This is a genomic window from Pigmentiphaga litoralis (assembly GCF_048632615.1).
GTDB lineage: Bacteria > Pseudomonadota > Gammaproteobacteria > Burkholderiales > Burkholderiaceae_B > Pigmentiphaga > Pigmentiphaga litoralis_B.
In genome coordinates this window covers 1889693-1906910 of the sequence record NZ_CP184479.1, presented here as the reverse complement: position 1 = coordinate 1906910, position 17218 = coordinate 1889693, and the positions used below count along the sequence as shown (strand labels likewise).

Here is a 17218-nt window from a genome sequence, read left to right as displayed (position 1 = left end):
CTTCCGGCTCGATCGCGGTGCTACATTTGGCTACACCTCCTGGGCATTCAACCTCCGTTCAGCATGCAAAAAAGCTCCGTCGTCCTGTTTGTGGTCCTCGCACTGGTCGCCGGTGGCGCGATCGGTTTCGTCGCGCCCCGGTATCTGGGCGCGTCCGCCGGTCCGGGAACGCAGGCTGCGGCCGAGGCCCCCAAGCCGCCCGTTGCCCGGCCTGTCGCGGTCGAAGTCGCCACCGTCCGCCGCCAGCCCTTCGTGCGTGGTGTCAGCGCGGTGGGCAGCCTGCGGTCCGACGAATCGGTCACGCTGCGTCCGGAAGTGGCTGGCCGCATCAGCGAAATCCGCTTTACCGAAGGCCAACGCGTGCAGCGCGGCCAGGTGCTGATCAAGCTGGATGACTCGGTGCCGCGCGCGGAATTCGAACAGGCGCGCGCCAACTTTTCGCTGGCCAAAAGCAATTTCGACCGGTCGATGGAACTGCAGCAGAAGGGTTTCATCAGCAAGCAGGCGCGCGACGAAGCCGACAACGCCATGAAAGTGCAGCAGGCAGCCATGGTGCTGGCCCAGGTCAAGCTCGACAAAAGCGAGATCCGCGCGCCGTTCCATGGCGTGATCGGTCTGCGCAGCGTGTCCGTGGGGGACTACGTGGCAGTGGGACAGGACATGGTGCCGATCGAGGCCATCGATGCCCTCAAGGTGGACTTTCGCATGCCCGAACGCTACCTGCCGCAGATCCGCAACGGCCAGGCCCTGCGCATCATGGTGGACGCCGTCCCCGACAAGATGTTCAACGGCTCCGTCTATGCCATCAGTCCCCTGATCGATGCCGGCGGGCGCTCCGTGGTGATGCGCGCGCAGGTCCGGAACACGGCGGCGCAGCTGCGGCCGGGCATGTTCGCGCGGGTCGAACTCCAGATGGGCGGGCAGTCCGAAGCCCTGCTGGTGCCCGAAGCGGCGCTGGTGCCGGTGGGCGACAACCAGTTCGTCTTCCGGGTGGAAGAGGGCCGCGCGGTGCGCGTGCAGATCGAAGTGGGCGAGCGCCGCGATGGACTCGTGGAAGTGATCCGCGGCATCGAAGACCAGGACATCGTGGTCGTTGCCGGTACGCAGAAGATCCGTGACGGCGGCGCGGTCACCGTCGCCAAGCCCACCGGAACGGGGCCTGCCACGGCAAGAACCGACGCCGCTCCGGCTGAGCGCGGCAGGCCCGCCGCCCCCAGCGCCGGTCCCCGTCCTGCAGGAACGCGGTCATGAAGCTCTCCGAAGTCTGCATCAAGCGGCCTGTCTTCGCGACGGTGCTGTCGCTGCTGATCGTGCTGGTCGGCGCGATTTCGTATTCGCGCCTGACGGTGCGCGAATATCCGCAGATCGACGAACCGGTCGTATCGGTCACGACGGTCTACAAGGGCGCGTCGGCCGAGGTGATCGAATCGCAGGTCACCAAGCCGCTGGAAGATTCGCTGTCGGGAATCGAAGGCGTGCAGATCATGAGTTCGGCCAGCCGCGCCGAACGCAGCAACATCAACGTCAAGTTTCGCCTGAACATCCCGCCCGATGCCGCCGCCGCCGACGTGCGCGACAAGGTGGCGCGGGTCCGTGGCCGCCTGCCCGACGAAGTGGACGAGCCCATCATCGCCAAGGTCGAAGCCGACTCGCAGCCCGTCATCCAGCTGGCCGTGGAAGCGGGCAGCCTGTCGAGCATGGAAGCGTCGGACTACATCAACCGCTTCATCAAGCCGCGCCTGTCGGTGCTGCCGGGCGCGGCCGAAGTGCGTGTGTACGGCGAGCGCCTGCCCGCCATGCGCGTCAACGTCGACCGCAGCAAACTGGCCGCCTTCCGGCTGACCGTGCAGGAAGTCGAAGACGCCTTGCGCGCGCAGAACGTCGAAATCCCGTCGGGCCGCATCGAATCGCAGGCCCGCGAATTTTCCGTCGTGGCCGCCACCAATCTGCGCACGCCCGAAGAATTCCGCCGCGTCGTCATTGCCAACGTCAGCGGTTACAGCGTCACCATCGGCGACGTGGCCGACGTGCGGCTGGGCCCCGTGGACGAGCGCGTCACGTCGCGCTTCAACGGGCAGCCGGCGCTGAACATCGGTGTCGTCAAACAATCGACCGCCAACCCGCTCGACCTGTCGAAAGCGGTGCGCGAAGAGATTGAGAAAATCAACGAATCGCTGCCCAGCGGCATGAAGCTGAACCTGGCGTACGACACGTCGGTGTTCATCGAAAAGTCGATCGAATCCGTCTTTCACACCATTGTCGAAGCCGTGATTCTGGTGGTGCTCGTCATCTTCTTCTTCCTGCGCAACTGGCGGGCCAGCCTGATTCCCATCGTCACCATTCCGGTGTCGCTGATCGGCGCGTGCACGCTGATGTTCGCGTTCGGCTTTTCCATCAATACCCTGACGTTGCTGGCCATGGTGCTGGCCATCGGCCTGGTGGTGGACGACGCCATCGTCGTGCTCGAAAACATTTTCCGCCACATCGAAGAAGGCAAGACCCGCATCCAGGCGGCCTTGCTGGGCGCCAAGGAAATCGGCTTCGCGGTGGTGGCGATGACGCTGACGCTGGTGACCGTCTACGCGCCCCTGGCCTTCGCGACCGGCCGCACCGGCCGCCTGTTCATCGAATTCGCGCTGGCGCTTGCGGGCGCCGTGCTGTTCTCGGGCTTCATTGCCCTGACGTTGACACCCATGATGTGCTCGCTGCTGCTGCGGCACGAAACACAGCATGGCCGCCTGTACAACCTGGTCGAAGGCTGGCTCGAGGCCCTGAACCGAGGCTATCGCCGGGTGCTCGGATTCTCCTTGCGGCATCGGCTGTGGGTCGTGGCGTTGGGCCTGGCGGTCGGCGGCGCCATGGTGCCGCTGTTCTCGGTCATCAAAAGCGAACTTGCGCCGGTCGAAGACCGCGGCATGATCTTTGGCCGCATCACGTCCCCGCAGGGGGCCACGGTGGGCTACACCACCAACTACCTGGAACGCATCGAACAGATCTACGCCGACATTCCCGAAGCCGCCGCCCACCAGGCCGTGGCCGGCTTTCCGGTCGTGACCGACGGCAACGCCATCCTGCGGCTCAAGCCCTGGGACGAACGCACCAAGTCGCAACAGCAGATCGCCCGCGAGCTCCAACCCAAGTTCGCCGCGCTGCCGGGTGTGCAGGCCTTTCCGCTCAATCCACCTTCGCTGGGTCAATCGCAGCGCTCGTCCCCGATCGAATTCGTGATCATGAGCCAGGTGTCGTACTCGGAACTGTCGGGCATCGTCGACGTTTTCCTGGCCGAACTCGCCAAGTATCCAGGCGTGCAGAACGTGCAGACCGATCTGCGGCTGAACACGCCGGAACTGCGGGTGCAGGTCGATCGCGCCAAGCTGGCCGACGTGGGCGTGGACGTGTCGCGAGTCGGCCGCACGCTTGAATCGATGCTGGGCGGCCGCCAGGTCACGCGCTACAAGGAAAGCGGCGAGCAGTACGACGTTCTGGTGCAGGTCGTGCCGCGCGACCGGTCGCGCCCCAACGACATCTCGGACATCTACGTGCGCGCGCGCAGCGGCGAAATGGTCCAGCTGGCCAACGTGCTGAACGTGCGCGAAGGCGTATCGCCGCAAACGCTCAACCACTTCAACCGCCTGCGTTCCGTCACGATCTCGGCCGCGCCCGCGCCAGGGTATTCACTGGGCGAAGCGCTCAAGGAAATGAACACCATCGCGGCCCGGGTGCTGCCGCTGCAGGCCCAGACCGATCTGGATGGCCAGTCGCGCGAATTCCGCGACTCGGCCGGCAGCATCTATCTGGTGTTCGGCATGGCCATCGCCTTCATCTACCTGGTGCTGGCCGCGCAATTCGAAAGCTGGCGCAACCCGCTGATCATCATGCTGTCGGTGCCACTGTCCTTGACCGGCGCCTTGCTCGCCCTGTGGCTGACCGGGGGGACCTTATCGATCTACAGCCAGATCGGACTGATCACCCTGGTCGGCCTGATCACCAAGCACGGCATCCTGATCGTTGAATTTGCCAATCAACTGCGCGACGAAGGTCACGCCCTGGTCGATGCCGTCGTCGACGCCAGCGTGATGCGCCTGCGCCCCATCCTGATGACGACCGGCGCGATGGTGCTTGGCGCCGTGCCCCTGGCCCTGGCCACTGGCGCGGGCGCCGAATCCCGTGTGCAGATCGGCTGGGTGATCGTCGGCGGGATGAGCCTGGGCACGCTGCTCACGCTGTTCGTCGTCCCTTGCGTCTATACCCTGATCGCCGGCGCCCGCAACAAGCCGGTGCCGCTGGGCGTGGACAGCCACGCGCCCGAGCATGGCCGCACGCCGGGACATGTCGCGACGCCCGAGTCGGTAGGGTAAGGCGCGCGGACCCGCCATCGACGGGTCCGCGCCAGTTGGCCTACACTGCACCCTTGCTGTTTTTACGAATACCCGGACCCCTATGCGTTACGTCGTCCTCGATACGGAAACCACCGGCCTCGACCCCCAATTGGGCAATCGGGTCATCGAAATCGGTTGCGTCGAAATCTTCAACCGGCGCGTCACCCAACGCAACTTTCACACTTACCTGAATCCCGAACGCGACAGCGAACCGGGCGCGCTGGAAGTGCACGGTCTGACCACCGAATTCCTGTCCGACAAGCCGCGTTTCCACGAAAAGGCCGACGAATTCCTGGACTTCATCCAGGGGTCCACCGTCATCATCCACAACGCCGAGTTCGACATCCGCTTCCTGAATGCGGAACTCGCCCGCCTGGACCGCCCCGGCTTCCGCACGCATTGCGTCGACGTCATCGACTCCCTGCTGCACGCCCGCGAACTGCACCCGGGCAAACGCAATTCCCTGGACTCGCTCTGCGACCGCTACGGCATCTCCAACGCGCATCGCGTGCTGCACGGCGCATTGCTCGACTCCGAACTGCTTGCCGAAGTCTGGCTTGCCATGACCCGCGGCCAGGACAGCCTGGTGATCGACCTGGGCGATACCGGTGGCGCCGGCACCCTGGACCTGGGCGCGTTCGATCCGTCCGTCCTGCCCATCCCGGCCGTGCCCGCCGACGAACTCGCCGCCCACGCCGCCTACCTGGCCAGCCTGGACAAAGAGTCCAAAGGCCAGGCCGTGTGGCGCAAATGGGATAGCGTGGCCGAAGCCGCCTGATCGCACTTGCTGCACGATTCGAAATCTGTGCTATATTCTTGGGCTGCCAGGACGTTTCCACGTTTGGCAGCCAGTAGTACCCACTACAGTACCAACCACATGGGTGGTTAGCTCAGCGGTAGAGCACTGCCTTCACACGGCAGGGGTCACAGGTTCAATCCCTGTACCACCCACCAGATTCCAGGAACCCGCAACGCTGCATGGCGTTGCGGGTTTTTTGTTTATTGCGTGGACGAAATCCCACTTGGCAATAGGTGATGCGCGTATTATCAATCTTTAAGCGCATAAAACTCGATTTAACGATCATGAAGGTAACGCAGGCGGCAGTACTATCCGATGGCTTGATCGCCCAGGCGCGAGAGGTTGGCCTCAAATTCGCCCGGCTGCGTCGCGCCCGCCAGGTCAAGCAGGCGGACGCGGCGCTTCGCGCGGGGCTGTCTCGCAATACTGCTTATCGAATCGAAAAAGGCGATCCAGGGTTGGCCGTGGGTCTGATGCTTCGGTATCTGGACGCCATTTCGCCTGGGGCCAGCCTTGAAAGCCTGCTACTCGAAACAGATCCTGCGCTCAAGGCATTAGCGTCCCGCGAGGCTACCCAGAGGGTACGTGGGTTGACCGCTGCTGAACGCGACGCGCTGGATTTCTGACATCAATGGCCAGAAACCGCAAACTGATGGTCTTTGCGCATCTCGATGAAGCATGGGCGCCTTGCGGTCAACTTTCGATGACCGAAGAAGGCTCGGAGCTGCTGGCGTCAAGCTTTGCGTATGGCACGCGCTATGTCGCTCGCAGCAATGCGATCGAGGTCGATCCTGTCAGCCTCCCCCTCCGTCACGGCGAGTCGCCACAAGGCAACCGGCTGTTTCCGGCCAACGCGCTCGTCGCATTTGGCGGAATTCGTGACGCCGCCCCCGACGCCTGGGGCAGGCGTGTCATCGAGGCGAAACATCGTCAGCCTGCCAACAGCCTGCCCGAATCGACCTACCTGCTGGAGGCAGGCTCTGAGCGTGTCGGCGCGCTCGATGTCCGCGAGTCCATCGCATCACCGCCGTCACCATCCGTCAGCCATACGCACCAGTTGGCCTACTTGTTGGAGGCCGCCGAGCGAATCGAACAAGGTTTGCCTGTCCCGAACGCGCTGGAAATGATCTTTGACCACGGCAGCGGCCTGGGTGGCGCGCGCCCCAAGGCGACGGTCAGGGATGCGGCCGGCCGTCTGGCGATGGCCAAATTTCCCAGTGCCGGTGATCCATTCGATATTCCGGCCATTGAGTCGGCGTCCTTGCTGCTCGCACGGCAGGTGGGTCTCGACGTGCCCGACGTCTGCACGAGCCTCGTGGGTAATCGTCGCGTGATGATGATCCGGCGCTTCGATCGATACTGGCTCGAACAAGGCCAGGTGCCAGGGCCTGTGACGTCCCTGTCCCTTGATCCCGGACCTGGCAAGACGGAACGGCGCAGGGCGTTCGTCAGTGGACTGACGATGGTTGGATGCGATGAAACGGAATCGCGCCAAAAGAGCTACTCGGATCTTGCGCAAGCGATCCGGCGGTATTGCCATCCTTCTGTCATTCGTGCGGACAACGAAGAACTGTACATGCGCATGGTGTTCAATATATTCGTCACCAATGACGACGATCATTTGCGCAATCATGGCTTCTTGTGGGACCCGCGCATCAAGGGCTGGCGGCTGAGCCCGCTTTATGACGTGCTGCCCAGGCCGACCCACGCGCAAGAGCGCCAGCTCCATCTGGGTGTCGGACCACAAGGACGGCATGCCTCGATAGACAATGCGATTGCAGGCTGCGGCGTCTTTACCCTTAACGCTAGACGCGCTGGCGAGCTTGTAGCAAAAGTCTGGAGCGAGGTCCGGGAGTGGAAGGTGCATTTCGAACGATTCGGCGTATCTGCCCAGGATATCGAACGCATCAGTCCCGCCTTCCGGCACCTTGACGATGTCACCACGCGAGCGACCCGGCTGACCTTGGAATGACATGAATGGAATTCGATCCGCGCCGCTTTACGCAACGTCCTTTTTTACACACTCGCTCCGTGCCACATATTCGATCCATCTTCTCGCTCGTGCTCGCCGCCACACTGCTGGCCGGCTGCACCCTCAGCCGCAACGCCATGCCGCCCGACAGCGGCGCGACGCCCTTGCCCGATGTCACCACCCCCGCGCTGCCGCCCGCCGTCCGCATCGACCGGGTCGACGATGCTCGCCGCTTCGAGCCGCGCACGCGGGTCGCCACGACGCCTTTCCTGAATGACGACGAGGCCGCCAACCCGGCGGTTCGCGCGCGCGCTTTCGCGCAAAAGCGGGACAGCAATGGCAGGCCGCTGGGCAGCGTGCTGCTGCCGGCCGGGCAATCGGTGGCGAAGGTCACGGAAGCAACGATCCTGAAAGTGCTGCAGGACGCGGGCTACCGCGTCGCCAAGGCGGGGATCCCGACTACGCGCGCGCCATTCCGGTCACGGCAAGGATCGATCGGCTGTGGGCGTGGACGGAGTCCGGGTTCTGGCAAGTGGAATTGCAGGCGAGCTACGACGTGACCGTGTCGGCGGCGCTGCCAGGCCTGCAGCAAGGCCCGCGTTTCGTGGGCAACACGCGCGCCACGATGCAGTTCCCGACCGCCAGCGACTGGACCGCGGCGGTTACGCGGCTGCAGACGGATCTGGCCACGCAGATGCGGGCAGTGGTGGGCAAGGCTACGTCGGGTTGATGCTCCGCTGCGTAATGAAGATCTCCACCAGCAGCAAGGTATAGGTCGCGATCAACCCCAGCATCGCCAGGATGAACAGCACGGCCACGGGCCGGTCAAACGGGATCTCCAGTTCATTGCCCACGAACAGCGACCCGATCAACACACACACCAGAATCGCGCAGACCGCGCCGGCCGTCACGGCGGCGTTGATGATTTTTGCGCGGCGGTTCAGGGTCCGCAGTTCTTCTTCGATCTCGGCGCGCTGGTCGTCGGCAACGGCCTTCAAGTCGTCACGGCGCTTCAAGGTCCGGTCGTTGACCCGGGCCAGCCGGTTGGTCAGCACCGTCAGAGTGCCGCCGATTGCCGCCAGCATGAACGCCGGGCCCACTGCCAGCTGGATGACGTGGGACGTGTCTGCGTGAATCGATAACATGTCCGCTTACCGCCGTCCGGTGGCCGGCGCCGCGTCGTGGTCGCGCCCCGGATTCACCTTTGCGTTGTCCATGCTTTCCTGATCCAGCTCTTCGCGAATGTCCATCAGGTCGGCGCGGGCTTCGTTGACGTCCAGGATCCGCTGCGTGCCCCATGCCGCCGCGACCAGCACCAGCAGCCACGCGGCCATGCGCACGGGGCGGGGCGTGTTGCGCACGGCGCCCAGCACCAGGCCGACCACCGCGCCCGCAAGCAGGCCGCCGATATGGCAGGCGTTGTCGGTGCCGTTGGTCTGCCAGCCATACACCACGTTGATGCCGACCAGCACGGCCAGTTCGACCGCGCTGAACGGCAGGGCAAGGGGTTCGCGGCTGGCGTTTTTCAGCAGCTTGAGCATGATGGCCGCGGCGGCCAGGCCCATGACGGCGCCCGAGGCCCCCGCGCTGACCACCAGATAAATGGTGGGCGTGGCGTTGCTCAGGTCGGCGGCGGCCTGCGGGCGGGCGTTCCACAGGGCGCTGACCAGGCTGCCGCCCAGGCCCGACAGGAAGTACACCAACAGGTAGTTGAGCTTGCCGAAATTGCGTTCGGCGATCGACCCCAGGAACAGCAGGCTGATCATGTTGAGGGCCAGGTGCAGCACGCCGATGTGCAGGAACATGCTGGCCAGCAGGCGCCAGCTTTCGCCGGTCAGGGTCAGGGCCGCGATGTTGGCGCCCCAGCGGCCCAGGTCGTCGAGTTCCGGATTGGTAGGGCTGATGCCCGTGGCGACCTGATACAGGAAGAGGCCCACGTTGACCAGGATGAGCACCCCGGTGATCGGGGCGATGCGGCGCAGGAAGGTCGGCATGTCGATGAAAGTGTGGAGCGAATCCGGCAGTCTGAAGTGTCCTATTGTCGCCCGGTCGAATAAAACCCGGGCGCGGCAGGCGGGCCATGATGCCATGACTTGGCTGCGCGGCCCCTTGGGTCGCCCGGATGGGGGAGTCATCGAGCGTGTATGCGTTACGCCGGATCCGCCGCCACGCGGACCGGCGCGCCCCGGTCCTGCGCCAGGCGCTCGCGGGCCAGCACACGAAAATCGGTAGGGGAATACTGCGTCTGGCGCGTGAAGAAACGCGAGAAATAACCCGGATCGGAAAACCCCAGGGCGATCGCGATTTCCTTGATGCTGAGCGACGAATACGCCAGGTCGCGTTTGGCTTCCATGACCAGGCGGTTATGGACGACTTCGAGCGCGGACTGGCCCAGCGCGTCACGGCAGACACGGTTCAATTGCGTCGGCGTGATGCCCAGGTGTCCGGCGTAGTAGCCAATGTCCCGCTGTTCGCGAAAGCATTGATTCAGCATGGCCTTGAAGCTTTGGACATGCTGCACGGCCCGCGATGGCCGGGCGTTCAACGCCTGTTCGGCGCGCACGCCCACTTCGCGGGCCAGCATCACCAGCACCAGACGCAGCAGGGTTTCCAGCGCCACCAGCCGCCAGGGTCCGTGTGTATCGAACTCTTCCAACAAGTGTTCCAGCGACCGCGCGGCGGGCGAGGGCTGGCCGGCCGGCCAATGCAGCACCTGCGCGCTGCCGAAGCAGCCCAGCAATTCGGGCGTGGGCGCCAGCAGGTGTTCCATGTGCTGCGTCACGACCGTTACGACCGATCCGTCCACATTGCTCGAAAAGCGGAAACCATGCGCAAAAAAGCCGGCACCACCAGCATGCAGGGTCCGTTCACATGGAATTCACGCGCATCGAAATGAATGTCGGCCGACCCGCTGCGGATGTACAGAATTTGCATGAAGAGTTCATGCCGATGCGGCTTGATCTCCCAGTCGTAATGGCGGCTGCGCATGGGAATCGACTCGCAGTGAAGGCTGTCCGGGACCAGCGACTGCGTGTGTTCGCCGTACAGCGCATAGGTGGGCACGGTGCTGGTCATGGCGGGGGCCGGTAGCGGACGATGTTCGGATTATCCATCCGAATGTCGGCAAAATCTATTCTCGCGGCCGTGCTCGGCTATTAAGATCGCCGAAATAACGAATCGAGGAGACAGGCCATGCGCGTCCAAGTAGCCATTATCGGATCCGGCCCTGCCGGATTGTTCCTCGGCCAGATCCTGTCGCGGGCTGGCATCCACACCCTGATCATCGAACAGCGCAGCAAGGACTACGTCCTGGGCCGCATCCGCGCCGGCGTGCTGGAACAGGGCACGGTCGACCTGCTGAACGAGATCGGCGTCAACCGCCGGATGAACGCCGAGGGCATGTATCACGACGGCATCGAGCTTTGCTTCAACGGCGCGCGCCATCGCATCGACCTGAAGGCGCTGAGTGGTGGCAAGCGAGTCATGGTGTATGGCCAGACCGAAGTCACCCACGACCTGATGGACGCGCGCGAGGCTGCCGGCTACGAGACGGTATACGAAGCGCAGAACGTCAGCGTCCATGACTTCGACACGGATCACCCCAAGGTCCGGTACCTGAAGGACGGGGTGGCGCACGAGGTCGAGTGCGATGTGATCGCTGGCTGCGATGGCTTTCACGGCGTGTGCCGGGCCAGCGTGCCGCAAGACGCCGTGCAGACCTACGAACGTGTCTATCCCTTTGGCTGGCTCGGCATCCTGTCGGACACGCCCCCTGTATCAGACGAACTGATCTACTCCAACCATGAACGCGGCTTTGCCCTGTGCAGCATGCGGTCGGCCACGCGCAGCCGCTATTACGTGCAGTGTTCGCTGGACGACAAGGTGGAACAGTGGTCCGATGACGCCTTCTGGAACGAGCTGCGGTTGCGCCTGGATGACGAGGCCGCCGACCGCCTGGTGACGGGGCCATCGATCGAAAAAGCATTGCCCCGCTGCGCAGCTTCGTGGCCGAACCGATGCGCTTCGGACGGCTGTTCCTGGCGGGGGACGCTGCCCACATCGTGCCGCCCACGGGCGCCAAGGGGCTGAACCTGGCCGTGGCCGACGTGCGTTACCTGTCCCAGGCGCTGCTGCAGTTCTTTGATGGCGATGCGCACGGCATCGACACCTATTCCCAGAAGTGCCTGCAGCGCGTCTGGAAAGCGGAGCGATTTTCGTGGTGGATGACGTCGTTGATGCACAAGTTTCCTGAAAATGGCGCCTTTGGGCACAAGATCCAGCAGGCCGAGCTTGCCTACCTGATCGGGTCGGAAGCCGCATCGACCTCGCTGGCGGAAAACTACGTGGGCCTGCCGTTCGAAGCATGATGCCGTTGTGCAACGCCGGCCCGGCATAAAACAGGGACAATCGACACCGTTGGCCGACTGCCACATGCGGGTGTGCGCGGTCATGCCCTTGTCACTGCTTGAACGCACCCTGTCGCTTTGCCGGCACTGGCGGAATCACCATGAAAAGAACCTTCGAACGCCGTGCCGTCGCGGCGGTTGTTGCACTGTGCTGCGCCGCGCCGGTCTGGGCGCAAGACCCAGGCCTGATCCCCGAAGACGAACGCTATGCGCTGCACGGCCAGTCCACCTATGTCTGGCAGCGCAAGCCCGCATTCGCGTCGCCGTATGAAGGCGAAAACAGCCTGCAAGGCAAGAAGGCCAAGAGCTATTCCTTTACCGCCACCGTCGATCTGGGCCTGCGCCTGTGGGAAGGCGCCGAGTTCCATGTGAATGGCGAAGGTGCGCGTGGCCAGGCCTTCTCGGGACTGCATGGCCTGGGCGGACTGACCAATGGCGAGCTGGCCAAGACGGCGGGCGCCGACATGGTCTATTACCGCGCGCGCACCTTCCTGCGGCAGACCTGGGGCCTGGGCGGCGGGCGCGAAGCGGTCGAAGGGGATATGAATCAACTGGCGGGCGGGCAGGACAAGCGCCGCGTGGTGCTGACCGTGGGCACGGTGTCCATGCTCGACATTTTCGACTCGCTGGAATCGGCGCATGACCCCCGCACGCAGTTCCTGAACTGGTCGTTCCTGACGCACGGCAGCTTCGACTACGCCGCCGACTCGCGCGGCTACACCAGTGGCGCGGCGCTGGAATACATCGATGACGGCTGGGCCGTGCGCGCCGGCCGCTTCATGATGCCCAAGGAATCGAACGGCCTGCCGCTCGATACGCGGCTGGGCAAGCACTATGGCGACCAGATCGAATTCGAAAAGCAGTACCAGGCGGGGAACCGGCCGGGCACGGCACGCATCATCGGGTTTCGCAACAAGACCCGCATGGCCGACTTCGGTGACGCCATCGCCGCCGGCCGCGCGGCCGGGGCCGCCCCCGAACTGGACACCGTGCGCCGCGAACATGCCAAGGTCGGCGTAGGGATAGGCTTCGATCAGTCGGTCACGGACGACGTCAATGCCTTCATGCGCGCCAGCTGGTCGGACGGCAAGACAGAGACCTATGCCTTCACCGAGATCGACCGTGCCGTCTCGGCCGGCGTGGTCGTGAAGGGCACGCAGTGGTCACGGCCGTACGACACGGTTGGCGCCGCCGTGGCCGTGAACGCGCTGAGCCGCACGCACCGTGGCTATCTGGCGGCAGGCGGCATCGGTCCTTTCCTGGGTGACGGCGCGCTGAACTACGGCGTCGAACAGATTGCCGAGACCTACTACAGCTGGCGGCCCTTCAAGTACTTCTGGCTGACGGGCGATGCGCAATACATCCGCAATCCGGGCTACAACCGGGATCGCGGTCCGGCCAAGGTGTTTTCGGTGCGATTGCACACGCAGTTCTAGGGCGCAATTCCAAGAACGCAGTTTCCGTCGGGCAGTGCCCGGACCGCGATTCCCGAGCCGACCCGCCAGGCAGACCGGGGGCGACGAACACCGCCCCTGGCTTGCGCGGACGGCGGTACGGGGTGGTCATTCCGGCTGGATCTGCGCGCGGTCGATCACCTGCTTCCACGCGACGGCTTCCTTGGCGATCTGCGCGCCGAATTCCGCGGGCGAGCTGCCCACGGCGGTCACGCCAATGTCCGCATACTGCTTGCGCACGGCCGGGTCGGCCAGGGCGGCCTTGATCGCCGCCGACAGCTTGTCGATGATGGCGGGGTCGGTGCCCACCGGCGCCGCCATGCCCCACCAGTTGCCGGTCAACAGGTCCGGCAGGCCCTGCTCGCGCGTCGTGGGCACGTCGGGCAGAATCGCCAGCCGCTGATCGCTCGCCACCGCCAGTGCCTTGAGCTTGCCCCCTGCCACGTTGCCCGCCACCGAACTGAAGGCGGTGATATACAGCTGGATCTCGCTGCCAAGCAACCCTGCCACGGCAGGGGGCGAGCCGCGATAAGGCACGTGCGTCAACTGCACCTTGGCCAGCTGGCTGTATAGCTCGCCAGCCAGATGGGGCGGCGTGCCGTTGCCGGGCGACCCGTAGTTGAGTTTGGACGGACTTTGCCGCGCCATCTCGGTGAAATCCTTGAGCGTGCTCACCGGCAGCGCGCTGTTCACGATCATGACCGACGGTGCATTGCTCAGCAGGGCCACGGGCATCAGGTCTTTGAGCGGGTCGAAACGCATGTTCCGGAACAGGAACTGGTTCGTGACGAAGTTGTTGGTCGCCCCCAGCAGGAAGGTGTAGCCATCGGGCTGCGCGCGCACGACTTCGTCCGCGCCGATATTGCCCGATGCGCCGCTCTTGTTGTCGATCAGGAAGCGCACGCCAAACTGCTTTTCCAGTTGCGGCTGGATGAAGCGGAACGTGATGTCGCCGGTGTTGCCCGGCGCATAGGGAACGACGATACGGATCGGGCGTGACGGCCAGGCGTCTGCGGCGTGCGCGGGCACCGTGAATGCGGCGCCTGCGATGAACACGGCCGCAGCGGTCAACAGGCTGGCGTAGCCACGGGAATCGGCACGGCGGGCAGGTGCGGCGGTGGGGTCAGTCATGCGAGAACTCCTGGGGTGGGTCGGCAGCATGCAGGCGGCCGTCGATGATGAGTTGGTCTGCCCGCAGGCCGGCAAGGGCCTCCGGCGGGCAGGTAAGCGGGTTGTCATTCAGGAGGACCAGGTCGGCCAGCTTGCCGGGCGTGATGCTGCCGCGTACCGACTCGTCATGCGTCAGCCACGCGCCGCCCATCGTTGCAATCGTCAACGCTTCCGCACGGGTAATCGCCTGGTTGGGTGCGACCGGGTTGCCCGTGCGCGATTGGCGCAGCACCGCATGGCTGATCGGACCGAACAGGGACACGGGCAGGTTGTCGCTGCCGAAGGCGACCGGGATGCCGGCGTCCAGCAGGCGGCGCAGGGGGACAATGTCATTGATGGGGTCGCTTGTATCGCGGGTGCCTGGGATGCTGCCGCGGGTGTTGCTGCTGCCGGTGCTGCCGGCCATCGCGCCGTCGTTCCGGCTAAGGTTCCGGCGTTTTTCCACCCACGCATCGCCATCCTTGTGGATGTGCCGATTGGTGTGCGTGGTGATGACCAGGCCGAGATCGTGGACGATCGCAATCATTTCTCCTGTCAGCACGGGCTGATGGCCGAGCACCCATCGCAGGTCATGGATCGGGTGCACGCGGTGCGCGGCCTGGAACAAGGGAAGCAGCGTGGGCCAGATGCCGCATACACGAATGCCTTCACGCGCGGCTTCGATCAGCAGTGCCTGCAGCACCGAGGCCGGCAAGGCCGCGCCCGCCTGAAAGCCCGCCCAGCCGGTGCATGGATGATTGGCGGCACGTAATTGGTTGTTCAAGGGATCGGCATCGATCTCGGCATACAGGCCCTGCAGTCGCACCCATGGATGATCGCCATGGCGGCGGCGCAGCCAGGTGCGCCAGTCGCGGAGCAGTTCGATGGCCGTGTCGGCGGCAGTGGAGGGCGCGTTGCGCTCGCCGGCCGGGCTGGCCTCGCTCGCTTCGCTGGCTTCGATTCGCCACCGCGGGCTGAAGGTCAGCGTCGCGCGCACGGTGGCGGCGCGCTGGTCCGCCACATCCCGATAGGCCGCGATCACCTCGCCCGCCACGCCATGTCCTTCGAACACCGCCGTCGTGCCGACCGCGTTGTACGCGCGCATGGCGCGGCGCAAGCCACTGGCGCGCTGCGCGGCGCTGAAGCCGGGCGCGACCCGCATCAGGGTATGTTCCACGATCGGCACCAGCGTCGATTCGCTGAACGTGCCGTCGGGGTCGCCCTGTGCGTCGCGGCCCAGGGTGATGTCCGGACTCGGCGGGACGGTGTGCCGGTCGATGCCGGCCAGGCGCAGCGCCAAGGTATTGGCAATCGATACCAGCGGCGCGCGGTTGCGCCAGTAGCCCCATATCGGCCGGATATACACCGGGTGGTCGGGGCTGACGCGATCCAGGTCATGACGGGTCGGGTAGCGGCCTTCCCGCAGGCCCGCCGCGGGGTCGGGATACTCGGGCGGCTCGCCGATCGGCTGTGTGACGATCCAGGTGCCGGGAGGCGTGCGCCGCACTTCCTGGGCGATGCGGTCAAGGATGTCGTCGATGCATCGCGCGCCCTGCAGGGAGGGCAGGTGCTTGCGCAAGCCTTCGCGGTCCAAGTGGGCATGGCCATCGGTCATGCCCGGCATGACGGTGCGGCCGGCCAGGTGCACGCGTTGCGTGGCGGGGGTGGCCAGCGCGGCCAGGTCATCGTCGCGGCCCACGGCCAGGATCCGGTTGCCGTGGATGGCGACGGCCTGGGCGATGGTGGCTGTGTTGCCTGTGTTGCCCGTGCTAATGCCTGTCTTACTGCCTGTGCCGCTTCCTGCACCACGGTCTGTGCTGCGATGGATGGCGGAGCCGGAGCCGCTCCCTCCATCGCAGGTGATGACCGTGCCGCCGTACAGCAGCAGGGTGGCCTGGTCAGGCCGCGGAGCAAGCGGGGTCGTCATGGCAGGCGATTCCTGTCGTTGCGGTTGGCGTTGCTGCCAACGTCGTGGTCGTTACCGCCGTCCTTGCCGTTGGCGTCGTTGGCGCCGTTGTTGCCGCCGTCACCATTGCCGCCGCGATCACTCCCGCCGCCACCCCCGCCACTTCCATTCCCCTTCAGCAAACCCAGCGTGTCGCGAAACAGCTTGCTGCGCGGATCGGCCAGGTCCAGGATCACATCGAAATGATGCCGCCCCGGCACGACGTCGAAGTCCGCCAGCATGTCGAACGCACGCAGCCGGTCGGCCATGGCGCGGGCTTGCCTGCGGAATTCAGCGGTATCGCGTTCGGCCACGGCCACCACCACCGGCACCCGCACCGTGGGCGCGTTGTGGGCCAGCGAATAGCGGCGGACATGCGCCGCATCCAGGTTCAGCCGGGCATTGCGATAGGACAGGCGCACGGGTTCCAGATCGCTCAGCCCACTGACCATCACCGCGCCATGGAACGGCCAGGCGCCAAGGCCTTCCGCCGGCCAGTCATGCGTAAGCGCCTGGCTGACCAGATGCGTGCCCGACGAATGTCCGGCCAGCACGATACGTTGCGGGTCGCCGCCATGCTCGGCAATGTGCGCGTGCACCCAGGCAATGCCGCGCCGCACGCTGGCCACCATGTCGGCAAAAGGAACGTCCGCCGCATCCGGAAATCCCAGCGCCACCCACATGCACCCATGATCGGCAAACGCCTGCGCACCAAAGGCGCTGTCTTCCTTGTCCTGGGTGAGCCACGCGCCCCCATGCACGAACAGCAGGACGGGCAGCAGTGCTGGTACGGGCGCCGGGAGCTCCGCCCGCCACCCTGGATCCGCCGCACCCTCCGCGGCGCCCGCCTCGCCGCTGGCTCCTGGACGCCCCGCATCGCGCGATCCCGTCCCACGTGGCGGCCCGTAGATATCCAGGCGTTCCAGCGGATGGGGACCCCACGCGATATCACGCGCGCCGGGCAACCCGGCGGCTGCCGCGGACAGCGCAGTGCCCTGCGCCAGCGTCTCGCGAAAGCCAGGACAGGCCAGCTGATTGTTGTACTGGGCGTCCAGGGCTTCCTGGGTAAACCGATCGAAAACGTAAGCGGACACAGCGGGCGGCTCCTGAGGCA

The 17218-nt window shown here is 65.2% G+C and carries 15 protein-coding genes, 1 tRNA gene and 1 pseudogene; 10 read left to right on the top strand and 7 right to left on the bottom strand.

The window, feature by feature from the left end:
- Positions 1 to 63 precede the first annotated feature (63 nt).
- From ACNANG_RS08330 to ACNANG_RS08295, 8 genes are all read left to right on the top strand, one after another.
- The gene (locus ACNANG_RS08330; protein ID WP_420226802.1) at positions 64 to 1251 is read left to right on the top strand and encodes an efflux RND transporter periplasmic adaptor subunit; all 1188 of its coding nucleotides are present in this window, start codon (positions 64 to 66) and stop codon (positions 1249 to 1251) included.
- Entirely contained in the window at positions 1248 to 4358 is a 3111-nt protein-coding gene (locus ACNANG_RS08325) for an efflux RND transporter permease subunit (protein ID WP_420226801.1), read from the top strand. The genes ACNANG_RS08330 and ACNANG_RS08325 overlap by 4 nt, the downstream gene beginning before the upstream one ends.
- 82 nt (positions 4359 to 4440) lie before the next feature.
- Positions 4441 to 5157, top strand: a complete 717-nt coding sequence (gene dnaQ / locus ACNANG_RS08320) for a DNA polymerase III subunit epsilon (protein WP_420226800.1) — start codon at positions 4441 to 4443, stop codon at positions 5155 to 5157.
- A 101-nt stretch (positions 5158 to 5258) separates the two neighbouring features.
- A tRNA-Val gene (locus ACNANG_RS08315) sits at positions 5259 to 5333 on the top strand.
- An 81-nt stretch (positions 5334 to 5414) separates the two neighbouring features.
- Positions 5415 to 5804 (top strand): helix-turn-helix domain-containing protein, encoded by a 390-nt coding sequence (locus ACNANG_RS08310; protein ID WP_420226799.1) that lies wholly within the window; start codon positions 5415 to 5417, stop codon positions 5802 to 5804.
- 5 nt (positions 5805 to 5809) lie between these two features.
- The gene (locus ACNANG_RS08305; protein ID WP_420226798.1) at positions 5810 to 7150 is read left to right on the top strand and encodes a type II toxin-antitoxin system HipA family toxin; all 1341 of its coding nucleotides are present in this window, start codon (positions 5810 to 5812) and stop codon (positions 7148 to 7150) included.
- 59 nt (positions 7151 to 7209) lie between these two features.
- A complete protein-coding gene (locus tag ACNANG_RS08300) occupies positions 7210 to 7710 on the top strand; it encodes a hypothetical protein (RefSeq protein WP_420226797.1) in 501 nt (166 codons plus the stop codon).
- On the top strand, positions 7683 to 7880 hold the full coding sequence (locus tag ACNANG_RS08295) for a hypothetical protein (protein WP_420226796.1): 198 nt from the start codon (positions 7683 to 7685) through the stop codon (positions 7878 to 7880). The genes ACNANG_RS08300 and ACNANG_RS08295 overlap by 28 nt, the downstream gene beginning before the upstream one ends.
- Here the strand turns inward: ACNANG_RS08295 and ACNANG_RS08290 are convergent.
- From ACNANG_RS08290 to ACNANG_RS08275, 4 genes are all read right to left on the bottom strand, one after another.
- Positions 7867 to 8295, bottom strand: a complete 429-nt coding sequence (locus ACNANG_RS08290; protein ID WP_420226795.1) for a DUF2721 domain-containing protein — start codon at positions 8293 to 8295, stop codon at positions 7867 to 7869. The genes ACNANG_RS08295 and ACNANG_RS08290 overlap by 14 nt on opposite strands.
- 6 nt (positions 8296 to 8301) lie before the next feature.
- Positions 8302 to 9144, bottom strand: coding sequence for a rhomboid family intramembrane serine protease (locus ACNANG_RS08285; protein WP_420226794.1), 843 nt, complete (start codon positions 9142 to 9144; stop codon positions 8302 to 8304).
- 155 nt (positions 9145 to 9299) lie between these two features.
- Positions 9300 to 9956: a helix-turn-helix domain-containing protein gene (locus ACNANG_RS08280; RefSeq protein ID WP_420226793.1), complete on the bottom strand. Its 657-nt coding sequence runs from the start codon at positions 9954 to 9956 to the stop codon at positions 9300 to 9302.
- The gene (locus ACNANG_RS08275; protein WP_420226792.1) at positions 9938 to 10225 is read right to left on the bottom strand and encodes an AraC family ligand binding domain-containing protein; all 288 of its coding nucleotides are present in this window, start codon (positions 10223 to 10225) and stop codon (positions 9938 to 9940) included. The genes ACNANG_RS08280 and ACNANG_RS08275 overlap by 19 nt, the downstream gene beginning before the upstream one ends.
- Before the next feature lie 117 nt (positions 10226 to 10342).
- Between ACNANG_RS08275 and pobA the strand changes: the two are divergent.
- Positions 10343 to 11517: pseudogene (gene pobA, locus ACNANG_RS08270) on the top strand (4-hydroxybenzoate 3-monooxygenase).
- Between the two features lie 140 nt (positions 11518 to 11657).
- Positions 11658 to 12992, top strand: coding sequence for a carbohydrate porin (locus ACNANG_RS08265; RefSeq protein ID WP_420226791.1), 1335 nt, complete (start codon positions 11658 to 11660; stop codon positions 12990 to 12992).
- A 126-nt stretch (positions 12993 to 13118) separates the two neighbouring features.
- Here ACNANG_RS08265 and ACNANG_RS08260 read toward each other — a convergent pair whose 3' ends face one another.
- The 3 genes from ACNANG_RS08260 to ACNANG_RS08250 are packed head-to-tail and all read right to left on the bottom strand — an operon-like array spanning position 13119 to position 17198.
- Positions 13119 to 14141 carry a Bug family tripartite tricarboxylate transporter substrate binding protein gene (locus ACNANG_RS08260; RefSeq protein WP_420226790.1) on the bottom strand — a complete coding sequence of 341 codons (1023 nt, stop codon included), beginning with the start codon at positions 14139 to 14141 and terminating at the stop codon, positions 13119 to 13121.
- Positions 14134 to 16086 carry an amidohydrolase gene (locus ACNANG_RS08255; protein WP_420226789.1) on the bottom strand — a complete coding sequence of 651 codons (1953 nt, stop codon included), beginning with the start codon at positions 16084 to 16086 and terminating at the stop codon, positions 14134 to 14136. Before ACNANG_RS08255 ends, ACNANG_RS08260 begins: the two co-directional genes overlap by 8 nt.
- Entirely contained in the window at positions 16083 to 17198 is a 1116-nt protein-coding gene (locus tag ACNANG_RS08250; RefSeq protein ID WP_420226788.1) for an alpha/beta hydrolase, read from the bottom strand. Before ACNANG_RS08250 ends, ACNANG_RS08255 begins: the two co-directional genes overlap by 4 nt.
- Positions 17199 to 17218: the final 20 nt, after the last annotated feature.

What these genes read in the sequence shown, in the direction of transcription:
- ACNANG_RS08330 (WP_420226802.1), top strand. Translation starts at nt 64, where the DNA reads ATGCAAAAAAGCTCCGTCGTCCTGTTTGTGGTCCTCGCACTGGTCGCC.
- ACNANG_RS08325 (WP_420226801.1), top strand. Translation starts at nt 1,248, where the DNA reads ATGAAGCTCTCCGAAGTCTGCATCAAGCGGCCTGTCTTCGCGACGGTG.
- dnaQ (WP_420226800.1), top strand. Translation starts at nt 4,441, where the DNA reads ATGCGTTACGTCGTCCTCGATACGGAAACCACCGGCCTCGACCCCCAA.
- ACNANG_RS08310 (WP_420226799.1), top strand. Translation starts at nt 5,415, where the DNA reads ATGCGCGTATTATCAATCTTTAAGCGCATAAAACTCGATTTAACGATC.
- ACNANG_RS08305 (WP_420226798.1), top strand. Translation starts at nt 5,810, where the DNA reads ATGGCCAGAAACCGCAAACTGATGGTCTTTGCGCATCTCGATGAAGCA.
- ACNANG_RS08290 (WP_420226795.1), bottom strand. Translation starts at nt 8,295, where the DNA reads ATGTTATCGATTCACGCAGACACGTCCCACGTCATCCAGCTGGCAGTG.
- ACNANG_RS08285 (WP_420226794.1), bottom strand. Translation starts at nt 9,144, where the DNA reads ATGCCGACCTTCCTGCGCCGCATCGCCCCGATCACCGGGGTGCTCATC.
- ACNANG_RS08275 (WP_420226792.1), bottom strand. Translation starts at nt 10,225, where the DNA reads ATGACCAGCACCGTGCCCACCTATGCGCTGTACGGCGAACACACGCAG.
- ACNANG_RS08265 (WP_420226791.1), top strand. Translation starts at nt 11,658, where the DNA reads ATGAAAAGAACCTTCGAACGCCGTGCCGTCGCGGCGGTTGTTGCACTG.
- ACNANG_RS08260 (WP_420226790.1), bottom strand. Translation starts at nt 14,141, where the DNA reads ATGACTGACCCCACCGCCGCACCTGCCCGCCGTGCCGATTCCCGTGGC.
- ACNANG_RS08255 (WP_420226789.1), bottom strand. Translation starts at nt 16,086, where the DNA reads ATGACGACCCCGCTTGCTCCGCGGCCTGACCAGGCCACCCTGCTGCTG.